Annotated in this window: 18 protein-coding genes and 2 pseudogenes; 11 read left to right on the forward strand and 9 right to left on the reverse strand. The window is 53.2% G+C overall.

The window, feature by feature from the left end; genetic code table 11:
• Nucleotides 1–396: 396 nt before the first annotated feature.
• The 8 genes and pseudogenes from ACZ1HJ_RS05170 (at nt 397) to ACZ1HJ_RS05205 (ending at nt 7,130) form a co-directional block, all read left to right on the forward strand.
• Nucleotides 397–1,089 carry a sugar transferase gene (locus ACZ1HJ_RS05170; protein WP_472721262.1) on the forward strand — a complete coding sequence of 231 codons (693 nt, stop codon included), beginning with the start codon at nt 397–399 and terminating at the stop codon, nt 1,087–1,089.
• Nucleotides 1,090–1,322: 233 nt separating this feature from the next.
• Nucleotides 1,323–1,556, forward strand: a pseudogene (locus tag ACZ1HJ_RS05175) (tetratricopeptide repeat protein); the annotation flags it as partial.
• Nucleotides 1,557–1,745: 189 nt separating this feature from the next.
• A complete protein-coding gene (locus tag ACZ1HJ_RS05180) occupies nt 1,746–3,659 on the forward strand; it encodes a tetratricopeptide repeat protein (protein ID WP_472722156.1) in 1,914 nt (637 codons plus the stop codon).
• Between the two features lie 287 nt (nt 3,660–3,946).
• Nucleotides 3,947–4,180 carry a hypothetical protein gene (locus tag ACZ1HJ_RS05185; protein WP_472721263.1) on the forward strand — a complete coding sequence of 78 codons (234 nt, stop codon included), beginning with the start codon at nt 3,947–3,949 and terminating at the stop codon, nt 4,178–4,180.
• Between the two features lie 189 nt (nt 4,181–4,369).
• Complete coding sequence (locus tag ACZ1HJ_RS05190) at nt 4,370–4,591, forward strand: hypothetical protein (RefSeq protein ID WP_472722256.1); 222 nt, start codon at nt 4,370–4,372, stop codon at nt 4,589–4,591.
• Nucleotides 4,542–4,985 (forward strand): polysaccharide biosynthesis/export family protein, encoded by a 444-nt coding sequence (locus tag ACZ1HJ_RS05195; RefSeq protein WP_472722157.1) that lies wholly within the window; start codon nt 4,542–4,544, stop codon nt 4,983–4,985. Before ACZ1HJ_RS05190 ends, ACZ1HJ_RS05195 begins: the two co-directional genes overlap by 50 nt.
• A gap of 21 nt (nt 4,986–5,006) precedes the next feature.
• Nucleotides 5,007–6,395 (forward strand): hypothetical protein, encoded by a 1,389-nt coding sequence (locus ACZ1HJ_RS05200; protein WP_472721264.1) that lies wholly within the window; start codon nt 5,007–5,009, stop codon nt 6,393–6,395.
• Between the two features lie 72 nt (nt 6,396–6,467).
• On the forward strand, nt 6,468–7,130 hold the full coding sequence (locus ACZ1HJ_RS05205) for a rhomboid family intramembrane serine protease (RefSeq protein WP_472721265.1): 663 nt from the start codon (nt 6,468–6,470) through the stop codon (nt 7,128–7,130).
• A 40-nt stretch (nt 7,131–7,170) separates the two neighbouring features.
• Here the strand turns inward: ACZ1HJ_RS05205 and ACZ1HJ_RS05210 are convergent, their stop codons facing one another.
• On the reverse strand, nt 7,171–8,553 hold the full coding sequence (locus tag ACZ1HJ_RS05210) for an efflux transporter outer membrane subunit (RefSeq protein WP_472721266.1): 1,383 nt from the start codon (nt 8,551–8,553) through the stop codon (nt 7,171–7,173).
• A gap of 264 nt (nt 8,554–8,817) precedes the next feature.
• Between ACZ1HJ_RS05210 and ACZ1HJ_RS05215 the strand changes: the two genes are divergently transcribed.
• On the forward strand, nt 8,818–9,579 hold the full coding sequence (locus tag ACZ1HJ_RS05215) for a metallophosphoesterase (RefSeq protein WP_472721267.1): 762 nt from the start codon (nt 8,818–8,820) through the stop codon (nt 9,577–9,579).
• Between the two features lie 54 nt (nt 9,580–9,633).
• On the opposite strand, the gene trxA is transcribed toward ACZ1HJ_RS05215, so the two are convergent.
• The 8 genes and pseudogenes from trxA to regB all read right to left on the reverse strand — a co-directional run bounded on the left by trxA (nt 9,634) and on the right by regB (nt 21,572).
• On the reverse strand, nt 9,634–9,954 hold the full coding sequence (trxA, locus tag ACZ1HJ_RS05220) for a thioredoxin (RefSeq protein ID WP_472721268.1): 321 nt from the start codon (nt 9,952–9,954) through the stop codon (nt 9,634–9,636).
• A 61-nt stretch (nt 9,955–10,015) separates the two neighbouring features.
• Entirely contained in the window at nt 10,016–13,426 is a 3,411-nt protein-coding gene (addA, locus tag ACZ1HJ_RS05225) for a double-strand break repair helicase AddA (protein WP_472721269.1), read from the reverse strand.
• Nucleotides 13,426–16,359, reverse strand: coding sequence for a double-strand break repair protein AddB (gene addB, locus ACZ1HJ_RS05230; protein WP_472721270.1), 2,934 nt, complete (start codon nt 16,357–16,359; stop codon nt 13,426–13,428). The genes addA and addB overlap by 1 nt, the downstream gene beginning before the upstream one ends.
• A pseudogene (locus tag ACZ1HJ_RS05235) lies at nt 16,352–17,043 on the reverse strand (nucleotidyltransferase family protein). Before ACZ1HJ_RS05235 ends, addB begins: the two are co-directional and overlap by 8 nt.
• Nucleotides 17,019–18,044: an aminoglycoside phosphotransferase family protein gene (locus tag ACZ1HJ_RS05240; protein WP_472721271.1), complete on the reverse strand. Its 1,026-nt coding sequence runs from the start codon at nt 18,042–18,044 to the stop codon at nt 17,019–17,021. The pseudogene ACZ1HJ_RS05235 and the gene ACZ1HJ_RS05240 overlap by 25 nt, the downstream one beginning before the upstream one ends.
• A complete protein-coding gene (gene tsaE / locus ACZ1HJ_RS05245) occupies nt 18,037–18,513 on the reverse strand; it encodes a tRNA (adenosine(37)-N6)-threonylcarbamoyltransferase complex ATPase subunit type 1 TsaE (protein WP_472721272.1) in 477 nt (158 codons plus the stop codon). The genes ACZ1HJ_RS05240 and tsaE overlap by 8 nt, the downstream gene beginning before the upstream one ends.
• A gap of 40 nt (nt 18,514–18,553) precedes the next feature.
• Nucleotides 18,554–20,092: a PAS-domain containing protein gene (locus ACZ1HJ_RS05250; RefSeq protein ID WP_472721273.1), complete on the reverse strand. Its 1,539-nt coding sequence runs from the start codon at nt 20,090–20,092 to the stop codon at nt 18,554–18,556.
• 88 nt (nt 20,093–20,180) lie between these two features.
• A complete protein-coding gene (gene regB / locus ACZ1HJ_RS05255) occupies nt 20,181–21,572 on the reverse strand; it encodes a sensor histidine kinase RegB (RefSeq protein WP_472721274.1) in 1,392 nt (463 codons plus the stop codon).
• Between the two features lie 89 nt (nt 21,573–21,661).
• Between regB and ACZ1HJ_RS05260 the strand changes: the two genes are divergently transcribed.
• Entirely contained in the window at nt 21,662–22,294 is a 633-nt protein-coding gene (locus tag ACZ1HJ_RS05260; RefSeq protein ID WP_472721275.1) for an SCO family protein, read from the forward strand.
• Between the two features lie 73 nt (nt 22,295–22,367).
• Entirely contained in the window at nt 22,368–22,919 is a 552-nt protein-coding gene (locus tag ACZ1HJ_RS05265) for an ActR/PrrA/RegA family redox response regulator transcription factor (RefSeq protein WP_472721276.1), read from the forward strand.
• Nucleotides 22,920–22,930 lie beyond the last annotated feature (11 nt).

Consider the following 22,930-nt stretch of genomic DNA (forward strand, 5'->3'; position numbering starts at 1 on the left):
AATGTGGACAGATGGAAGGTAAAATCTTGTTCTTAAACGCCTAATGCGTGTGAAAGGCAGAAATCGCTGATTCGCCACTTTCGCCAGAATTCCGCCGTAATTCAGGATCGCCTCGGTTATTTAACGGATACAATTCACGAAAGCTGACAGATTAGACACAATATGGAAACAATGCTCACTTTTTAAGTGAAAAATTCAACCACAGGCAGATTTTTCAGATTGCCGCGCGGAATATGCTTTAAATGTCCAACGACGGCTGGTAAGAACCAATTAAATAAAAATCTCGGCGAAGTTCTCGTCGATTATAATAAAATCTAGTGAATGAGCAGTCGTTTTTGGCCCGCTTCGCGGGCTGTGAGTATGAACCGTGGTAATGATTAAGGACGCTGTGTACCAATGAGCATCCAAGACAATGATTTTAAAAATAGCTTTGCTTTTGCAGATAAAGTTTCTCCCCTAGCAAGCTTTGGCATTCCTCAACGGAGTGTTTATCGACTTGTATTTAAAAGAATTTTTGATTTCTCGCTTGTACTCTTATCCGCACCGATCGTCGTACCAGTCGTTCTGCTGCTCGCCCTTCTTGTAGCGCGGGACGGTCACAATCCATTCTACAAACAGTCTCGGATTGGCAAGAATGGTCGCGTTTTCACAATGTGGAAACTTCGGTCGATGGTCCATGGCGCAGACGAACTTCTCAAAAACCATCTTGAGAATGATCAGGACGCGATGAACGAGTGGGAGCAGAAGCAAAAGCTGACGCACGATCCAAGGATCACTTCCTTTGGGCAGCTCCTTCGCAAGACGTCGTTGGATGAGCTCCCACAGCTGTGGAATGTTCTGATCGGCGACATGAGCATAGTTGGCCCGCGCCCTATGATGCCTGAGCAACGCGATCTGTATCCGGGTCGCGCTTATTATGCCCTGCGCCCTGGTGTGACGGGCTACTGGCAGATTTCCGATCGCAACAAGTCGACTTTCGCCGCGCGCGCAAAATTCGATAACCGTTATTACGAAGATGTGAGCTTTTCTACCGACGCATCCATCGTTCTTTCCACGGTTGGTGTTGTGCTGCGCGGGACTGGTTGCTAAATTTCACGTCAGTTTATGGCTGCTAGAAAACGCTTGTGCTTCTCCAGCGCAAGCGTTCGCCGTTCCTAGATAGCGTCGCGTTCCAATTTCGAATGCGTTGATAAGAAAGAAAGTTGGACCCACCCATGCCTATTCGCTTTCCAATTTTTAAGGCCTTTTTATTCACGGCGCTTCTGGCTTTGGCGGCGTGTGAAAGCGCAGAAGAACGCGCAGAACGTCATTTTGAAGCTGGTATGGCATTGTTGGATGAAGGAGATGTCCAGCGCGCAATTGTCGAATTCCGAAACGTATTCAAACTGGTTCCCGACCATAAAGAGGCGCGCCTTGCCTATGCTCGCACGCAGTTGGAACGCGGGCGCAGGGGCGAAGCTTATTCCGCCTATCAGCGCGTTGCGGAGCAATTTCCTGACAATGTCGAAGCCCGGATTGAGTTGACAGACTTGGCCGTAGAAGCGCGCAATTGGGAAGAAGTTGAGCGCCATCTGGCGGTGGCTCTCGAGCTTGTGCCGGATGACCCTCGCGTGCAGGTCGCTGAAATCGCGTTGGGTTACTCCGATGCCCGGACTGAAAATGACCCGATTGCTGCGGAAGTTCAGGCTGAAAAAGCACAGGTCGTTCTTGACGGAGATCCTGCCAACACCACAGCGCGTCGCATCGTGATCGACTACCTGCTTGGCAGAGAAGACTATGACAAAGCTCTTCCGATTATTAACGTTGGGATTGAGCAGAACCCAGAAGACTACGATCTGCATTTCACGAAACTCAGAATCCTGGAACGGACCGATAAGATCAGTGATATGGGTCCCGCCCTCCGTCAGATGGCGGAAGTATTTCCAGAAGATGAAACCGCGCAGCAATTGCTGATTGGCTGGTATGTCGATCAAGGTGACAACAAGGGCGCAGAGAACTTTCTTAGGGAAGTTGCAAACAGACCTGACTCAGACGATTCCAATCATATGTCGGTTGTTCAGTTCCTGCGGCTGACGGATGGGATTGAAGCGGCTCGCGCAGAAATCGAACGATTGATTGAAACCGAAGAAGACCCAACACGATTTATTGCGGTTCGAGCTTCTATGGATTTTGACGCAGGCGAGCATGACACGGCCATTTCGGCGCTTGATCAATTGGTTGATGCTGCAGAAGAGCCAGATGAGGTCATCAATGATGCCAAAGTTCTTTTGGCGCGCATGCAAAACGCCCTTGGCAATCTTGTCGGTGCCAGAGCGCGGATCGAAGAAGTCATTGAAAATGACAACAGCCATGTTGCGGCCCTTAAGATGCGCGCCAGCTGGCAAATAGAAGAAGACAAACCCGGTGACGCGATTATCGATCTTCGGACAGCACTGTCACAAGCGCCACGTGATCCATCCATCATGACGTTGATGGCCGCTGCCCATGAACGGGCAGGCGAGCGTGAACTGGCCGGTGAGCGGTATTCGTTGGCCGTTGAGCTTTCCAACCAGGGAACAGAGGAATCATTGCGCTACGCCAACTACCTGGTTGGTGTTGGGCGTCCAGAATCCGCGGAAGCAGTGTTAGACGAGGCTCTAATCAATGCACCGAACAGTGTTGATTTGTTGCAGAGCATGGTGACGCTGCAAATTCAAAAACAGGATTGGAACGAAGTTCAGCGCATCGTCTGGAAGCTCCGGTCTATTGATACGCCCGAGTCGCAAGCGGCCGCGAATGCTGTGCAGGCAGAGATGTTGTTGCAGCAAAACGGCCTCGATGACACGATCGCTTATCTGGGTCAGCTCGCAGAAGAAGAAAACGGCCAGCAGGCATTCGCCGCAATGGTTGAAACGCAAGTGCGCGCCGGCCGACTTCTCGACGCGGTCCAGCAGGTAGAAATACGGTTGGCAGAAAATCCTGATGATGCCGTGTTGCGTCATCTGCGTGCCGGCCTGCATATGTTGAGCGACGAGCGGGATGAAGCGGAAGTTATCTATCGGTCTCTGTTGGAACAGTTCCCCGCTAACGATCAAGTACTGCGCACACTCTACAGCCTTTTGGTCGCGACGGGTCGTGACGAGGATGCCCGCAAATTGGTAGATGAGCAGGTCGCCCTTCTGGATCAAAACCCAGAAGCCACCAACGCGTTGTTTTTGAAAGCAGAGATTCTGGAGCGGGACCGTGACTTTGAAGGTGCCATCGCGATCTACGAATCGATGTACGAAAGAAACAGCAACAACATTGTTGTGGCAAACAATCTGGCGAGCCTGATATCCGCGCATCGCGATACGGACGAAAGCCTGAACCGTGCATACGCCGTGGCGCGCCGCTTGCGTGGAATCGAAGTGCCCGCATTGCAAGACACATACGGCTGGATCGAATACCGTCGGGGGAACTACGATGAGGCGCTGACGCATCTCGAACCGGCAGCGGCTGGTTTGCCAGATGATCCGTTGGTTCAATACCATCTGGCGCGCACTTATCTGGCGCTTGATCGCAAAGAAGAAGCGCTCGAAGCGTTTGAGCGCGCCATCACAATCGCAGGCGAGAATCCTTTGCCGCAACTTGTTGATGCGAGAAGCGTTGTAGAAGAATTGAAGTCGCAACCGGCCGAATAACCGTGGTTTAGAGACTATTTTGGGCGTTGGGTCAGTTGGTCCGGCGCCCAAAACGCGTTTTCACCAACGCTGCCGGCTGTTCAAGTCATGTAAAGATGGAGTGTTTGGGATGTATGCCATCCGCGAGGCTAAATGTTCAAACGGCTCAAATAGAGCGCGCGCATCGCATGGCTTGCGTGTTTGACGCGAAAAATCAAAACGTATTCGGTTGCAATACTTTCTGGCGATAGTCGGAATTTTTCAGGTTCGAAATGAATTGGCACATATAGGCTCGTGCGAGAACCAACATGAATGCCAATACGCCGGTGGCAGCGTACGCCGCAATTGCGGTGACGATGGAAGCACCTGAATACAAAGCAAAACCGCCTGCCAAGATGCCAGAAAACATACTACAGATTACAAAAACAACCATTTCTAAGCCCGCTCCTTTCGAAGACTACTTACTAAATTTACGTGGTCCTTCGTCTTATCGTTGCGATGATGGTGCGCATTTGTTGGTCCAAAATGGGGCAAAAGGGTGAACATAGGATTAAATCGTCAGAATCTCTGTAAATGATGGCCACATGCACGATTATTGTGACCTGCGCGGCACGGGACATCACAGAACCGCGTTAAAAATGGTAAAAATCCAGAAAACTCTTCCGTAGCTGCGGATTACAGCCTATTTTTCACTCAAACTGACACCTAATTCAAAGAATCGAGAGTTTAGGATGAAACGCATCGTTACGAATATCATTACAGCTCTGCTGATCTTGCCTGTTTTCGCTGTGGCGTCTTTCGCGCAGGACAATTACCGCATCAAACCCGGCGACGTTTTGCGCGTTGAGGTTTTGGAAGATTCTGACCCTGAACCGGGATGCAATCGTTCTGCCAGATGGCCGGATCTCATTCCCTTTGGCTGGTTCCGTGACGGCGGGTGGCCGCAGCGTTGAACAGGTTCGGGGTGAAGTGATCTCGAAACTGTCACCGAATTTTGCGACCGAACCTACAGTATTTGTGTCTATTTCGCAGCTTGCCGCACCAGTAGCGAGCTCGGGTAAAGCCGTTTCTACCAACACGATCTACATCCTGGGCGAAGTGGCAAATCCTGGCGCACATGAAATCGAACGCGGCACAACGATGCTGCAGGCATTGGCGCAAGTGGGTGGCTTTTCGCAATTTGCGGCAACAAAACGCATTCAGCTCAGACGCACAGATAAGTCGCGCAAAGAGCGGATTTACAATGTGAACTACAATTCAATCCTTCAAGGAAAGACAAGTATCGGTACAACGGTCATGGAATCAGGCGATGTGATCATTGTTCCACAACGAAAACTATTCGAATAACCCGTTTTCGAGGGGGCAGTATTGGCAAAACAAAAGATCGTTCACGCAGCAGCTGCAAGTGGACTAACGCTCTTTATCCTGCCGGCTTTTGCGCAGGAAAATCAGGGCGTATCCTTTACGCTGGACGTAGAACAGCGATTTGAGGCAGGCGATAACCTGTCTCTTAACGCGCGAGAAGAAGGCCGTACCGTGCTTTCGACAACATCTCTGGATTTTGGCCTTCTGGCGGAAACCCGAGATCAGAGGTTTTCAGCAACAGCAGGGGTGAACCTGCGCGCAGGCGAAGTGCCCTCCGGCAGCGATATTGACACAGGCATCGTGGAGCCGCGTTTTTCGTTCGACTATATGCGTGAAGGTGCAAACGGTTCGTTCAGCATCGACGGACGCGTTCGTGAAAGCGATATTTCATTCCGTCAGGATGTCGGGTCTTTCACGGATGAAGACGGCGTCATCGTTTTGCCGCCGGATTTTGAGGATCTGGAAGGCACTGGAACGCGCCGGAACTATGATCTGCAAACCCGGCTTGAACTCAACAGAAGCGGTCCTTTGGGATTTGTCTTTGATGCAAGCGTCAGCGGTATCACCTACGATCAGCAATCCGCCACTTTGAACGACATCTTCCGGTATACGGCCGGTGCGCGGGCCAACCTGCGGTTTTCCCAAGTCACCACGGGTTTTGTAGCCTACAATTTCAGGCACTTTGAATCAGAAGACGCGCTGAACACCGAGCGAGATACAAACGCGATCGAGGTCGGGATAAATCAAGCGATTTCGCGTCGCGCAAACCTCGAAGCGGCGATTGGTTTTTCGGAAACCGACGAAGAACGCCTGGGCATCAGCAACACAACCTCGGGCGCGACGGGCCGGGTGACATACTCTTACGACATGCCGAACGGCAATCTGACGGCTTCGTATTCTACGACGCGTGATCAGGATGGCGCGCGGCATAACGTGTCTTTTGGGCGCTCACTTGCTTTGCCAAGTGGCCAGCTTTCAGCAAGCATCGGCGCTACAAGCCAAGATGGCAGCGATCCAAGCCTGATCGGAAGCCTGTCCTATCTGCATGAGATGCCAACAGGCAACTTGAGCTTTGGGTTGAACCGAAATGTGACACGGAACAATGACGACGATGAGCGCATCACCACAACTGCGGACATGTCGTACAATCATAATATCAACCAGATCTCGAGCATCGGCTTTGACATTACATTCGGTTTCTCCGAAGGCAGCACCGCAGCAGATGAGACGACGCGTACAGACATTTCGACAACCTACAACCGTGATCTGACGGAGGATTGGACAATGTCTACGGGCGTTTCCTATTCGATCCGTGATCGTCAGACTACGGGCTCGTCAGACTCCACCTCGATCTTTCTCAGTTTGAACCGCGAATTCAAATTCTTCCGTTGATATGGGCGGTTCACATCGGACAAAACCCCGTTTTTGGCCGAGGATCTGCGGTGCATGTAGCGCCTCATTAACATGAGCAAAGACACCAAAACTTGGGCAGCGCTGTCACCCGTTGTCGTTTTTCTGGTGGTCTCTGCGACAACGATTGAATTGGCGCTCCAGGCAGCTGATGCAGGGATTTGGGGTACGGCGCGTCTCAGGACGCTAATCTATCAAAATGGGGCGTTTTGGCCGGGCTTGTTGCGGGGCTGGATACCAAATTATGACCTGCAACCATACACGATGTTTTTGACATATGCCCTGCTGCATGGGGGCTTCGTGCATTTGGTCGTCAACATGATCACGTTAGTGTCTTTGGGTGCGGCGGTTGTACGGGATGTCGGGCAGGTTAGGTTTGCACTGATTTACCTTGTTTCAACGCTGATTGGTGCAATCATATTTGCGTTGGTGACAACGTCCTCGCGCCCAATGGTTGGTGCGTCGGGCGCTCTATTTGGGTTGGCAGGCGCACTTGTGGTCTGGAATGTGCGATATACGCTGGGTCAAAACGTCAGCTTTGCGGTCAAGGCAGCCTCAGTTCTCTGGCCCCTCTCAATCCTGCTGGTTCTCAACGCATTGATGTATTTCGGGTTCGACAAAAACGTCGCCTGGGAAACGCATTTGGGCGGATTTGCCGGTGGCGCGCTTATCGCGTTCTTCATGCGTGAAAACGAGCCTCCACCACCGTTGGTTTGACGGCACGGCGGAGAACACATCTGCACGCCGTGCGGCGCCTTTAGTCCGTCAGCAAATCCTCGGCGGACATGATCGCATCGCGGGAGGCGACCTCGACGACATCTTCATGGCCCACACCCAAAGCAACCCGCAGCGCGATATAGGCATTCGACAAGTCTCGAACGTTAGAGGCCAGAAGGGCACGCGCATTGGAAACGGAACGCTCCCGATCAATCAGATCAAGCACCGTCGTTTCCCCGCTTTCAACCAACAACCGGCGTGTCAGGTTCAGGGAGCTTTGGTTTAGCTCAACAACGTCGCGTGAAGCACGAACCGCCAGATGTGCGGCACGGAGGTCTGCAAGGGCCGTTTCGACTTGCTCGATCGCAACCAGGACCGCCCGTCGCCATTGCAGATACGCCTGTTGAGCACGCGATTCAGCGACATCCACGGATGCGGCCAAAGAAGCTTGCGAGAAGACAGGTACGGTTAATCCTGCCACAATGCTTTCGTTCCAGGACCCGCGGCTTAGCGGTGCGGTCACCAACCCACTCAGGCTCAAACTTGGGTATCTGGCGGCTTCAGCGGAGCCGATATCAGAAACAGCGGCGGCATAAAGCCGTTCTGCCGCGCGAATATCCGGCCGGGCGCGCAGCAAATCTGCCGGCACACCCATTTCGGCAACGCCTTTAGGAATAGGTTGTACACCCCGATAGCCAAGATCGATACCGACCTCACCAACCGGCAGGCCCAGCAATGTGGAGATCTGGTTGCGTTGCTGGATGATATCAGCCGTGATGGGCGGGATTTCGGCCCGTGTTTCGGCCACAAGAGCGCGCGCGCGCAACACATCAAGACGTGTCGCCGCGCCGGCATCCAATTGTTTGTTCAGATCGCGCAACGTACGCTGCCGCGACCGCAAATCTTCCTGGCGGGTCTCCAGGTTACGCTGCAGGAACCGCAGATCAACATAGGCTGATCCCAGGCTCGAAAGTAGAATGCGCCGGGCTTCGCCAACGCCAAGCTCTGCTGCCTCAAGGCGCTGCATTGCGGCCCGTTCCGCCCAAAGTGTCTGTCCGCCCAAACCAAAAGACGCAGTCAAATCAACCTGCGCGTTGTTTGGCGCATTGCTGTTGCCAGTTACCTCGGCGCCACCGTTGCCCGATACGGCAATCCCATCGCGACGGGCGACGGCTTCTGCCTCGCGCACCCTCTCGCGTGCTTCTGCGACATCCAGGTTACCCTGCATCGCCTCACTCACGAGTCTGTTCAGGATGGGATCATTGAAATCCGTCCACCAGTTCAGATCACGCGTACTGGCTTTGGTAACAGGTGCCACTAGGGAATAGCGATCCGGTAAATCGATTTCGGGCGTCTTGTACTCCGGGCCCACAGTGCAGGCCGACAGGAGTAACCCCGCCCCGATAGATAGGACAATGCGCATTAGAACTGCTCTTTTACTGCCTCGTTTTGACCCATTATTTTGTACGTCTTTTCGACGCCTTGAGCGGGCCTTGCGCAAAACTTAACAAAATTAGCTGTTTAGCACCACATTCGATCGATCGAGCGGTGAATTCGCAAAATCTGTTGCTTAGTTGCGTCACGTCAAAACCGGCCAAATCACAGGTAGTCTTTGCAACTCTTGGGAAAAATCGGCCTGTACTAGCCCAGGCTCGCCATCGGATCACAGGTACGGTAAACAAGCCAAATGACTGGTTTACGTGAATTTTTACCGTGGTTTCTGCGAAAAACGCCCGATTTTGGCGCATCGTTGGCGCCGGGTCAGTCCTTTGTTGCGGTTGGTGATGTTCACGGGCGCCATGACTTGCTTCGGGGCCTGTTGAAACAAATAGATGCCGAAGGTGCGGCGCTGACAAAAGTGTTCGTCGGGGACTATCTGGACCGAGGTCCCAATAGCAAATCTGTGCTGGAGGTGTTGTTTGACATGTCTCAAGCACAACCCGAGCAGGCTGTTTGCCTGAAAGGCAATCACGAGGCCATGTTTTTGGATTTCCTCGATGCACCGCACCAATCCGGACCACAATGGCTGCGCAATGGAGGCAATAAGACACTGGAAAGCTTCGGTGTTGCCGCCCCGAATGATCCAACTGATCAACAAGCGCTTACAGCCGCACGCGACGCTTTGGCAAAGCATGTTGGTCAAAATATGATCGACTGGATACGTGATTTGCCCCTTGTGTGGCAGACTGGAAATGTCGCTGTGAGCCATGCAGGTGGGGATCCCGCGCAACCCATCGAACCCCGTCGGGGCCACGGGTTTTTGTGGGGCCATCCTGATGTGCTGCGAAAACCACGCCAAGATGGTCTTTGGATGGTACACGGACACTACGTTGTGGATGAGGCGCAAGTTCGCAATGGACGTATCGCGATTGATACAGGCGCGTATTCTACGGACCGGCTTAGTGCCGCTGTAATCGAGCCTGACGCTGTGCGCTTCCTACATACCTGATGCCAAAACAAAAGGGCCCGTGAACAGGCCCTTTTGCTCGAAATTCTAACTGGTTTAGATGCTTTCTTCGATCCAGCCCTGGAGCGCGGCTTTTGGTGCAGCACCAGTCTTGTTCGAAACGACTTCACCGTTTTTGAACAGAAACAACGCGGGGATACCGCGCACGCCCATTTGCGACGGCGAATTCGGGTTCTCATCAACATTTACTTTGACGATCTTGACCTTTCCATCCAGCTCATCGGACAGTTCTTCCAAAGCGGGACCGATTTGTTTGCACGGGCCGCACCATTCGGCCCAAAAATCCACAACAACTGGAATTTCGGAATTCTTAACTTCGGCGTCGAAAGTAGCATCAGTAACGGCAACTGTGGCCATGATCTCTTCTCCTGAGGGTAGCAGCAATTTGACGTGAACGTATGAAGACTGGTCTCGCGCGTCAAGATATCTGGGTGGTGTTAAGCGCGTCTGTCACAATATCGTGTGGTAGATACATAAGCGTTGCGGTACGTGTCCACAAGATCGCTGTCTCAATCTGGCATTCGGGAAAAATGGCATGCAACGCGTGCGCATAGGCGCCCATTTGACGCAAAATTCCGTCAGGAACCAAGCCGACGTCATCTGGAACCATCGCATTCGTTTTGAAATCCACGGCCAAAACCCGGCCTTCCCGAAAGATCAGCCGGTCAATTGTCCCGTGCACTCTTTGGCCATTTAACACCTCCAGCGATGCCGTAACCGGCACTTCAGCAAGTGCATCAGTTTCAAAGAGATGGGACAAAGATGGCTTCGTCAGAACTTTCCGCACCTCAGCCACAAGTAAATCAAGTTCTTCGCCCGTGGCGGCGTCCTGCCCAGTTTTCATTAAGTTCTGCGCCGTCTCGGGCCATTCACCAGGGTCCTTTTGCGGTAAAAACTCCAATAGTTTGTGGATCTGGCGCCCCCGGCGTTTCGCGGCGTGTTCATCCAGACCACGCTCTCCAGGCAAAGCTTTCGCACCGCCAAGATCAGATGGGCTAAGTGGTTTGGCGGGCGTTTGCTCGGTCGGGGCATCTTTGTCAAAAAAAGCATCTATCGGTGTAGGTTTGTGATGTTCTTTTTCGTCCGCTCTAGTCTCTAAACCAGCCCAATCTCCATATTCATATCTCAATCCCTTTCCACTCTTAAAGGTGTGAGCCGAGGCGCCAGCGGCCGTCATCCCTGCCTCGACCTTTTCATACCATGTTTCTCCGTCTGAGCCGGGATCCCCGGCTGCCGCAACCATCAACCACTTTTCTGCACGGGTCATTGCGACGTAGAGAAGACGGTCCCGTTCCGCGCGCTCTGCTCTTTTGATTTCATCTGTTGCAGCATTGATTTCAGGCGGCGATTGATCACTCGCCGTCCGCCACAGCGCTGTATCGCCGCTGGTTATAATTTGGTTGCGGACCGTCAGTTTGCGCTTGCCGGTTTCAGGCAGGATGACGATTGGTGCCTCCAGCCCCTTGGCGCCATGGACTGTCATAACACGGATCAAGTCACCATCGGTCTCAACTTGACGCTTCACTTCCAATTCATCGGTTTCCAGCCAAACCAGAAAGCCGGTCAAACTATCCACGGATTTTTGTTCGTAGGTCATGGATTGCGCCAGCAGAGCGTCAATCCCTTCCTCCGCTTCCGGCCCCAAGCGAGACAGCAAGTTGTAACGTCCACGATGGCGCGTCAAAATGCGCTCGAGCAAATCGTAAGGTCGCAAGAAGTCGGTCTTGTCTCTTAGGTCGCGCAAAACAGCCATAGTTTCAGGATATTCATCTGAACGACCCCGCAACGCTTGCCATAAAAACTCTGATCCACGCGGGTGTGCCAGATGATAAAGGTCGGCCTCTGACCATCCAAACAACGGCGATTTCAAAGCGACAGCGAGGGAGAAACTGTCTTCGGGAATGGCTAGAAACGACAATAACGCAGCCAGATCACGAACGGCCAATTCAGCCCCCACTTTGAGCCTGTCCGCGCCTGCAATTGGGAGGTTACGTTCCTTACACTCCCGAATGATGTCGTAAAAAAGCTCACTCCGCCTTTGGACAAGGATCAGGAAATCACCGGCTCTTACCGGTCGGGATGGGTGGTGTCCGTTTGTGGCGTCACTTGCGGGAAGTGGATGCTTGTTGCGAATTAGCTCATCGATCGTTTCGGCAATCTGTCGGGCCAAAACGGTTTCCGGATCGTTTGTTGCTTTGATGTCTACCGGCATGTGCCAAGGCGGCGGCTCTTCCTTTCCGGGTTTTAGCACATAGGGCCAAAGATCCACGCGTCCTGGAAGGTTTGACTTATGCGCTTTGTGGCTCTGTTCCGGCGCAAAACCTGATTTTTCAGCGCCTTTAAACGTTAAGTCGACAACCGAAAGAATGGCTTGGGATGACCGAAACGAATACTCCATCTCCAGTGTTTGAAGCGGTTTCGGGGTATCTCTGAGACGTGCAGTAAACTCTACCCGCATCCGATCAAATTCGCCGGGATCAGCACCCTGAAAGGAATAAATCGATTGTTTCTTGTCTCCCACAATAAAGATTGTTCGGAACTTGTCGTCACGCGCACCCAACCCGCTGGTAAACTCCTGCGCCAACCGTTCGATCACTTGCCATTGCGTGGGGCTGGTATCCTGCGCCTCGTCGACCAAGATATGATCAATGGAGCCATCAAGGCGAAAAAGAACCCATTCTGATACGTCGCTGTTGGTCAGCAGGTCTCGCGTGCGAAGTATAAGGTCATCAAAATCAAGCAGACCGCGCAGTTGTTTTGCCTTTTCGTATTCAGGGATAAACACGCGAGCGAATGCATGAAGGGCCTGACTTTTTGCCGCCGCGTTGATCGCAAGCAAAAAAGCTTTGGCAGAGGCGATACGATCCATAAATTCATGTGTTTGCGCAATAACAGGCTCTAAAATCGCCACCGCCTTTTTGTGGTTACTCTGCGGAAAATTGACAGATTTAGAATCCCATTTCTGGTATTTGCCGTTTGAAGCGTTCGATTGATAAAGAAAGTCGCTAAACAGATTTTCCAGATCTGACATCGTCGGTGAAATGACGTTCACAGAAGACAATTTCTCTGCGAGTTTTGTATACGTCGCCGTGCCTGTTTCTTCCAACAATGGGAGTAGCTTTTGAAAAAGACGGCTCTCGGAGCCATCGAATGCAATGTTCAGAGCATCCTGGGCATTGGCTGTTTCTGGTAATCCAAGACGTCCGTGTATGGCTCTGCAATCGGGGCTGCCTCGGAAAAACTCGCGAAATCGAATAATTTCGGCGGCCACATCGTCCAGATCGTCGCCAGAGTAGTGGCGAACCAAGTCGTAAAACAATTTGGCATTTTCGCCCGACGCCATTGCTTCCATTGTTTCAGACCGCATCTGCACCGCTGTGCGTTCATCCATCTCGACAAATTGCGGACTGACGCCGGCTTCTAACGGGAACTTGCGCAGTAGAGCCGCACAAAAAGAATGGATCGTCTGAATCTTCAGCCCGCCAGGGGTTTCTATGGCACTGGCAAACAGCCGCCTCGCGTTTTTGAGCTTTGTGTTAGGTATGGATCCAATCAAACCAAGCTGCCGTAGTTCATTGGACAAAGTTTCGTCGTCCAGCATGGCCCATGCGCCCAATCGTTTGAACAAACGGTTCTGCATCTCGCTTGCAGCGGCCTTGGTGTATGTCAGGCACAAAATGTCCTGTGGGTTGACTTGGTCCAGCAGCAACCTTGCAACCCGGTCTGTCAAAACGCGGGTTTTTCCAGATCCCGCATTGGCGGACAGCCAAGTGGACCACTCAGGTCGCGCGGCTTTGATTTGCAGGAGGGTTGCTGGATCAAAGGACATCAAAGCGGCTCCTTGATCGGACCGTCGGTGATGTCCCATTCGCCAAATCGCGACAGCTGGTCGTAGTCACTATGATCGCGCTTGGTTTCCATCGCGCGGCGTGCAGTATACCCTGTGTTTTCGTCAAAATAGGTCTCGATCAGGGCACGGAATTCCGCCCAGACTTTCTGCGTTTTCTCCGTTTCCAAAGGTGCTGCAACGTCTTTTGCGTCCGATCCCAACCCCAAATACATTGCTTCTGCTACTTCGGTGGGCTCCAAGCCGTCAAAACCGGAGTTTTCAGCAATTACGGCTTCTAAAAGCAACTGTTTGTCGAAATGAGACTGCTGTGCTTGCGTGGGTGGCTTTCCCGTCTTGTAGTCGTAAATTTTCAGCCTGCCGTCATGCGACTTATCAATCCTGTCGGCTGTTGCCGTCAGGAAAAATGCCAACTCAGGAATTTCAACGCGCCCTCGGACTTCAAACGCAAACGGGTCTCCCGTTGTACGCCGCTCAATTTCGGATGAAATAAATTCATCTGCTACCCGCTCCATCCGGGCGAGCCATATGGCTCGTGCCTGAGCCCAGGGTACGTTTTTGGCAAGAATAGTCTCTGTTATTGAGAGCAGTCGCTCTGTGATACAAGCTCCTACATCATCGCGCGTCTCACGAATGAATTGTTCGAGAACACTATGCAAAACGATGCCACGCATGAGCGCATCGGGGATCTTCATTAGCGGATTTAAAGGGTTCAAACGCAATATGCGTTTGCCATAAATGGCATAGGGATCACGGATCAATCGTTTGATTTCGGTGACAGACAGTTGCTGAGGACGCGCGCTGGATGGAGGGCATGGTGCGGGTCGAGGGGCCGGATCACATTTTCCTGGTTCCTCCATTTTGCGCGCCATACGCAGCCAAATTTCTCCTCGATCCTGCATATCCGCCAGGGCATGAGCTCCACCCTGTTTCGGGAGGCCAGCCAAAAGATTCTGCAGGCGATTCAGCCAACGCGATGTTACGGTTTCAGCATCATCGGAACGTATGGACCGGGTCAACCAAACCTCTGGCGCCGTCACCGCTTGCTGAAAATCATGTGCGGACAGGCCAATGCGTCGTTCTGGCAATAGCAGACCGGCATCACGGCGCAATGCGCGATTCAACCATGGATCGGGAGAGGGCATTTCCGGCCATACGCCCTCGTTCAAGCCCGCCAGAATAAGGAGATCAGCGCCTTGAACCCGCGCCTCCAGTGTGCCCCAGATTAAAATCCTGGGGTGCGGTTCGACCGGATTGCGTACGTCCTGCCGGGACAAGACTGCACTAAAAAGGCTCGCATAATCGGCTGCATTGATCGTTCCACCGTAGGGCGCTTCACGCAGTAGCTCGTTTGTGGTTTCCTGCGCCGCGCGTCCAGCATCATCCTGCCAGAGTGTCCCAGACCCTGATCCAAAAGACCCCTGCGCGATCTTTTCTGCCAGAACCATATGATCTCTTACACGTCCCCCCAAAGGAGCGTCGTCGATGGACATGCGATCAATGAAACAATCGCATAGCCAATCAACCCAAGGTGCCGCAATTTTTTCCTTGCGCCCTGATGCCCAAGCCTGCAAATCCTCCGCGCTAGGAAAAGGCGGGCCATGTCGGCGCAAATGAAGTTCCAATTCCCGCGCAAGTAGCAAGTGCTTGTTTCTATGCTCTCCGCGATGGGTCAATGGGTGCTTGAGAAGCGTCAACAAAAGTTCTGCGCTGAGAGGTTGGCGGTAAAGATCACCGATATGCCGGAGAAAACGGCCGGGTGCTGTGAGCTGAAGTGGAATACCCGCACTATCATCTGGAATAATGTTCCAGCGATCCAAGGCTGCGGTTACCTGCCGCGATAGAGTGCGATCAGGCGTAATTAGCGCAGCGGTTTGGCCGAACTCGGCAGCACGTCGCAAACGCATGGCAATCGCCAGCGCCTCCTGCCGAGGGGTTGGCGCTTCAACCAAGGTTACGTCTTGCATCGCCGCTTTGATGTCTTGCAATTCGGCACCGTCACTTAGCCATTGATCGGTCACCGGGGCCGGCCGCAGTGCAAGGGATATCACCTTGTTGCGCGAGGCATTCACAGGCTTTGTATCTGCCCAGGCGGGAATACTCTTCGCGTCAATTCCAAGGTTTTGTGCGAATGCATGAAACCGGTATTGCGGGTGGTCTTCCGCCGGAATCTCACCACCTAACTTATGCCAAACACCCTCCGGCATATCGATATCGAATCCGGGGAGAACCACAGCACCTTGAGGTAAGTTTGCAACCGCCTGCATAAGCATCTGCGTGGCACCGCGCGACCCTGTTGAGCCGGCGATAATGATTGGGTGTCGCGGTGGTGCATCTTGCCACCGCCGCACAGCATTTTCGATCACAAGCCGTTGACGCGCTTCACTGTCCGGCTGATCGGTTTCTGCATCAAAATAGTGTCTAACAATACGCAAAAACGAAATAGTCCGTGTCCAATGCCCAGATTTGTCGCTTACATCCAAGTCTTCTAGGGTTTCAGGCAAAACACCTTCGCCGTGCATTTCATCCATCAGGTTGGCAAGGCTGTCAGCAAGATCATAAAGCGAGCTGCGAGACGCGATATCCGGTTGAGCTTCCAGTAGTCCTGACAACAGTTGCACCAGTTCCAAACGGCGCCTCAAAGGTGAGACAGCTTCGGGAATTTCCGCAAGATCCCAGCTTTCCCCCAGATCCGTTACCAAACTGATCCGCGGTAGCAAAAGCGATGGGCCTGCATCAAACAACGCACGCAATCGCCGGGCCATTCGACGTGTGTTTACGATCACCTGTACCTTGGCCAAATCCTGCGGAGGGTAATCGCGATGGCGATCCAACAAGCCGTCGATCAGTGCCTTTGGAAAGTCCACACCGAGGGGCAGATGAAAAACACGTGGTGTGCTTGTGCGTTCAAACATCACCGTCGTCCATCAGCTGTTCCGCCAGAGAAATACTTTCGGGCTTGCCAACATCGCACCAATTGCCGGGGTAGGATGTGGCGTACAATGACCCGTCAGCCAGCATGAGATCCCACAATAGGTTGAGCGAAAAGCTGTTTTCAGAAATGTGATTCAGACGGTCCGTCTTGATGATCTGAAGGCCCGAATACACCAGTCCCGCGCCGCGTGTTACCCGGCCCACATCATCGACTAGGAAATCACCGCCCCCCTGTGGCCAATAGCGCTTTTACGCGGAATACACAGCAAAAGAGCGTCCATTCGATCAGGTTCCCATCTATTTGCAAGATGGGTCAACGGATTTGGTCCCTTCCAGATGGCGTCCGTATTCATCGTAAAAACCGGTTCTTTGCCCAACTGGGACAGGGCGGCGCGCAACCCACCTCCGGTTTCCAGAATATTGGGGCTTTCGTGCGAAAGCATGACCCCTGTTCCGGCCAGATGATCCGCAATTTGATCGGGAAAATAGTGGGTGTTCGCAACGATGGTCTTTGCCCCATAGGTTTGAACCTGTGCAAGGGCGTGATCAATGAGTGCACGGCCGCCAACACTGATCAAAGGTTTGGGCCGGGTTGCCGTGAGCGCCCCCATCCGGGTGCCAAACCCCGCTGCAAAAAGCATTACTGAGCTGGGTTTGTCGCGCATTTGTCTCGAAGGTTTTGAAGGATTTCTGGTGTGGGTTTGGGTAGCGCATCATTGAGCAAGTCTGCGATGGGCGTCAGGACGGGATGCGTCAAATCATGTTCCAGATGGGCCCACACCCGCGGAATGAGATCGATATACCCTGATTTTCCGTCCCGTACACAAAGCCGCGCAAACACACCTAAAATGCGCAGGTTTCGTTGCGCACCGAGGCAGTGATAGGCAACGTCAAAATCATCTTTGTTGGCGCCGGTCGTCTGCACATAGTGATCTATCATCTGACGTGCGATTTCTGGCGTAACGTCGCGGCGCGCATCTTGCAGGAGGGAAACAAGATCATAGGCGCGGTGCCCCAGCATGGCGTCCTGAAAGTCGAGCAGACCGACCCTTGCCACAGCGTCACGATCAGGCAACCAAAGCAGGTTTTCAGCATGGTAGTCCCGCTGTATCAATACCGAAGCATCGGCGCAGTGCAGCGCCATAATTTCTTGCATCATGTTTTTGAAATGCGCACGCACAACACCATCGGATTTAGTTGCCGAGGCAGCGTACCAGTCGAAGGCCAGTGCCGCCATGTCAGCCATAATTTCGCTGCTGTAAGGCTGCAAATCCTTAGGTGGCGCATGGCGATGCAATTCGATCAAAGCATCCGTTGCGGCGGTGTATAGGTCAGATTCAAGATCAGGATTTTGGGAGAGCACGCGCGCAAAAAGTGCGTCCCCTAGATCTTCAAGCAGCAAAAACCCGTGAGTTTCGTCGAGCTCCAGAATCTTTGGTGCGCTCAAGCCAACACGTCGCAGATATCGGGCAATTGATACAAAAGGTCCAATTTCTTCGCCCGTTTCGGGCGGTGCATCCATCAAAACCGCAGTTGCGTTCGTTTCAGGGTGGGACAAGCGCCAATATTTTCGATTGGAAGCGTCACCCGCCAGCATAGTCAGCTTGGAAGCCGACCAATTGGTCTTGGCCAAGAATTTTTGAGCAAGGTGCGCGCGATCAGTCATCAAGTACCAATTTCAGTCTTTGCTCCCAAGCTGGATCGGACCAGGTCAGGGTCGCAACACGTCTATCATCGCTCTGCGGCGCCTCCAAGGACAGCGTCAAAGCCTGCGGCGGCGTTTGGTCGCCAAGACGATCCGGCCATTCAATCAGGCAAATCGCGTCGGAAAAGGCCTGTGACAGACCAAGCTCGTCAATTTCGGAGATATCCGTGAGGCGGTAAAGATCGGCATGCCAGATTTCGCATGCGTCACCCAAGTATGTTTGCACCAGTGTGTAGGTCGGAGAAGGAACATCCTCCGGTAGACGAAGCCGCGAGAGGATCAGACAGCGCGCAAAATGGGTTTTGCCGGCACCAACTTCGCCCGCCAAAAGCACTGTGTCACCGGAACGCAGCACGGAGCCGAGCGCATGTGCCAGACGGCAAGTGTCGTCGGGTGAGTTCAACTCTATCGGATGTGATTTGCGCAACATGCAGCGACACTACACGTGCCGCGTTTGCCTGCAACCGGGATCAGGACGCCATGGATTTTGCGTCGGGGTCAGAGTTTGATTTCGACCGTGTAGTCGACTGCTCCAGCTGCTGGCATATCAGCGTCGCACCGCCAGAGACGGGCACCAAACGGCAATGCAGCGGAGTTTGATTTTCGGTTTGGATGGTTTCTTCGATCGGGTGCGACAATGTCTTGCATGTCGTCTGTGACTCGACTGTTTGCCAGAATTCGGGATGCGGGTATTTCTGTCGGCAAACGGCCATCAAATCCCGGATGCCCAATTCTGCGAAGCTGGTGTCTGGATCAATGCCAAACAGCTCCGTCCAGGCCGCATTGCAAAAAATCACCACGTTATTCGAGGCAATGACCGCCACGGCGTGATCCAGTTTGTCCATTACGGCCTGCCGGAGGTCATTTTGCGCGCGGAAACGGCGGGTCAGAGAAATCTCTGCGGTGATGTCCTCGAACAGAAAAGCTACTGCGCCGTCCGGGTGCGGCCGCCCTGTGACCCGGTATGTTACACCCGAAGGCAGCGCCCACGTTTCTTGGTAGAGACCGTCCGATGCAGTCTGGATCATTTCGTTTATCTGTGCGCGCCAGTCCGCGTAGTTTTTGGGTTCCGGCATGACCTGCCGATCCCGAAGGTTATCAAAGAAGCTCATCAAAGTTGGCCGAGCGCTCAGGAATTCGGCGGGGAGAACCGTCAGATCGACAAGTGCGGGATTGAACAGGGCGAGCTGTTGGTTTCGGTCAAAAATGGCCAAACCTGTCGTCAAATTGGCAAAGGTCTTGGTCAGTGTTTGGACGAATTCACGTTGTGCCGCCTCGGCATTGACGGCGTTGGTGATATCGGTCGCGTAATAGACGGCTGAGTGAGTTGAGGCGCGCACATGCACATCCAGCCAAGTTTGGTTGTTTTTGTCCGTTTGGGGAATGGCAACGCGCGCGGTTTTGGTCTGTCCCGGCCCTTCGGGTGTTTCAATATGGGTCATTACGCGATTGATCTCGTCACTCAACATTTGCGTACAGGCATCGTTTTTCCAGATCACATCGCCTGCTTCGTTGACGCGCCAGATTGCGCATGGGGCATTGTGGAGTGCTGAGCCACACTCGGCGCTAGATGAGTGCAACGTGATCGCTTGATGTCGTGCCGCAGGTTGGCTTTCCACCGGGTCTTCCAGAATGATGCGCGCCACGCCGCCATCAGAGGCAATTGTCAAACTTGCGAGATCATCCTCACCCGTAGACGGGTAAGTATCGGTTCTCGAGGTGTCATCTGGCAGAAACTCGGGCAGTTTGGAAAATCGTTGTCCCAACCAATTGCGCAAATCTGACCAGTCTTCGACGCTTGTTTTCAAGTTTTGCAGGTTGCTGTCGTGATCCACCAAAAGACCATTGCGGAACAAAAAAGTGTTCGACGTGGGCGGCGCGATCATGGCAGCGGAGCCTGGCTTTTGTCGGGGTTTTGTCATCAACCCCACGACCCATAAAACGGTCAAAGATGCGGCAACCGATACAGCCAGAATGCCTGCAAGATTAATCAACGCGCTTTCTGCCATGGGCCGGTCTCTCCTGATCGCCACGCAGGAAAGAGTGCCGTCACTTGGTTAAGGCAAGGTTAACCAAAGTAAACAATCGGGTAATTTATCAAGACGCGAAGAGCTGGTTGTCGCCTTCTGGCAGCTGGTTTTTGTCAGATGTGGCGTCGATTGCATCGCGGGGCCAAGTGAGCTCAACAATCGCACCTGTGCGCGGCGGCTGCCCGTCTCGTTTGCCGACTGTTTCGGGGCCATTGGCAAAACTTATGTCAGCGCCAGACCTCTCCAACAGCGTTTTTGCGATAAATAAACCAAGGCCCATTCCTTCGTATCCGGGTCTAATCTTGTCGGCAGTAGGGCGTCTGCGCACAAACGGGTCCCCTATGCGGCCCAAAAGCTGAGTGGGAAATCCGTCCCCATCGTCAACAATGCGGACAGAAATGGTTTCATCATCCCAGTTACTTTCGACCCAGGTGGTGGTTTCAGCAAAATCGACTGCATTTTGGATCAGGTTTCGCAACCCATGTATGATCTCCGGTCTTCGCAGAATGACGGGTTGCTCGCGCAGATCGCCAGCATCAGGAGAGGTCTCAAATAGAACAGTTTTGCCTCTTTGGAGGTGAGGTTCCGCAGCCTCCTCCAAGACCGAGATTAGGGGCGCTTTGCGCAAATGCAGATCATCTTTTCCTGCACGCCCCATAGAGCGCAATATATCCCGACAACGATCCGCTTGGGCGCGTATCAACAAAGCATCTTCCAGGAGGTCGGGCTTGTCTTCCAATTCGTCGGCCAACTCAGAGCTGGTCAGTTTGATCGTGGCCAATGGTGTGCCCATTTCATGCGCAGCGGCTGCAACAACACCGCCCAGATCTGTTAGTTTTTGCTCCCGCGACAGCGCCATTTGCGTGGCCTCAAGCGCATCTGACATCGCGTGCATTTCGGTCACGATCCAGCGGGAATAGACACCCAGAAAGATCACTGCGATTACAATGGCGACCCAATTGCCAAACCGAAAAACATCAGGAACGCGTAGGATAAAGCCGTCCTGGGTGCGCAAAGGCAGATGAAATTCCATGAGCAGCGAGACGATGGCAATAGCCGCCATACCCAGAAAAAGAGTCGAACGGGAAGATAGGGCAGACGCGGCCACCGTAACGGGACCCACAATCAGGATGCTGAACGGGTTGTTCAAGCCGCCTGTCAAATGCAGCATCAGCCCAAGCTGCAGCATATCGAACAAAACGAACAACATCGTTTCGGTTTCACGCAGGCGTTTGTTTTCGGGGTAAATGAAAAACGCGACAAGGTTGCTCAGGACCGAAACGCCTATCACCAGATAACACAGGCCGGTTTCAAGGTTCAGGTCGTAAAGTCGCTGCACGATCAACAAGGCAGAAAGCTGCCCGGCAATCGCCCACCAGCGCAACAAAACCAGGGTGCGAAGCCGGATCCAGTTTCCGCTGTGACGTGATTTCAGTGGGCTAGAATTGATTTCCGTCATCTATGCGACTTGGTCCTGTTGCGGTTTGGCTCTGCGGTGCTAGATATATGGCAAAGCACAATTTCACCCATCAGACTAAGGATAAAACCATGACACGCAACATTGCGATATTCTCCAGCGTGGCGCTGCTTTTGGTTTTGGGCGGTCTGTTTGTTGCAACCAAATTGGCCGGCTCTGATGATCAGTTTGCACAGTGTCGGGCCTCTTCGATTGCAGGTGGCGTTGGGGCCATAGGTGGACCGTTTGAGTTGGTGAGCGAGACGGGCGAAACGGTGACCGATGCGGAGGTGATAGACAAACCAACGCTGGTCTATTTTGGCTATACGTTCTGCCCGGATGTTTGCCCGGTAGATGCCGCGCGGAACGCCGAGGCCGTGACGCTGCTGGAGGATCGGGGAACCTTGGTAAAGCCGGTCTTTGTGACAGTAGACCCCAAGCGCGACACACCGGAAGTCATGGCAGAATTCACCGATTTTCTGCATCCTCGGATGCTGGGGCTGACAGGTTCGGCCGAGCAAGTGAAAGCCGCGAGCAAAGCCTATCGTACCTATTTCAATATCCACGAACCGGCAGATGAAAGTGATGAATTCTACCTCGTCGACCATTCTACCCAGAGCTACCTGATGATCCCGGGGCATGGGTTTGTCGAGTTTTTCAATCGCAACGATTCAGCCGAAGTCATGGCAGACCGGATTGCATGTTTTGTGGATGCCAGTGCCTGACACTGGTCGTGTTTGACGTCCTATACCCGGCGGGCTACGTTTCCCCAAGATCGTGAAATACGGAGAGACACGCATGGCAGAAGATCTTGGTGAGATAGGCGAGGATAAGTCGCTTCTTCTGCTTGACGATGACGAACCTTTTTTGCGCCGATTGGCCAAGGCCATGGAAAAGCGTGGTTTTGCCGTTGAAACGGCTGGATCCGTCGCCGCCGGAAAGGCGATCGCCACGGCCCGCCCACCGGCCTATGCTGTCTGCGATCTGAGGCTTGAAGATGGCAACGGCTTGGATGTTGTTGAAGTCATCCGTGAGCGTCGTCCTGATAGTCGGGTGGTTGTCCTGACCGGATATGGTGCGATCGCGACGGCCGTTGCCGCGGTGAAAATTGGCGCTACGGATTATCTCTCCAAACCGGCGGACGCAACCGACATCACCAACGCACTCTTGGCCACGGGTGACGAGTTGCCACCGCCTCCGGAAAATCCCATGAGCGCGGACAGAGTGCGCTGGGAGCACATTCAGAGAGTGTATGAACTCTGTGACCGCAACGTCAGCGAAACGGCAAGACGGCTAAATATGCATCGCCGGACCTTGCAGCGTATCCTGGCGAAACGGTCGCCGCGTTAGACGATTCAGGC

It is taken from the genome of Roseovarius sp. JB2-10 (assembly GCF_055693585.1).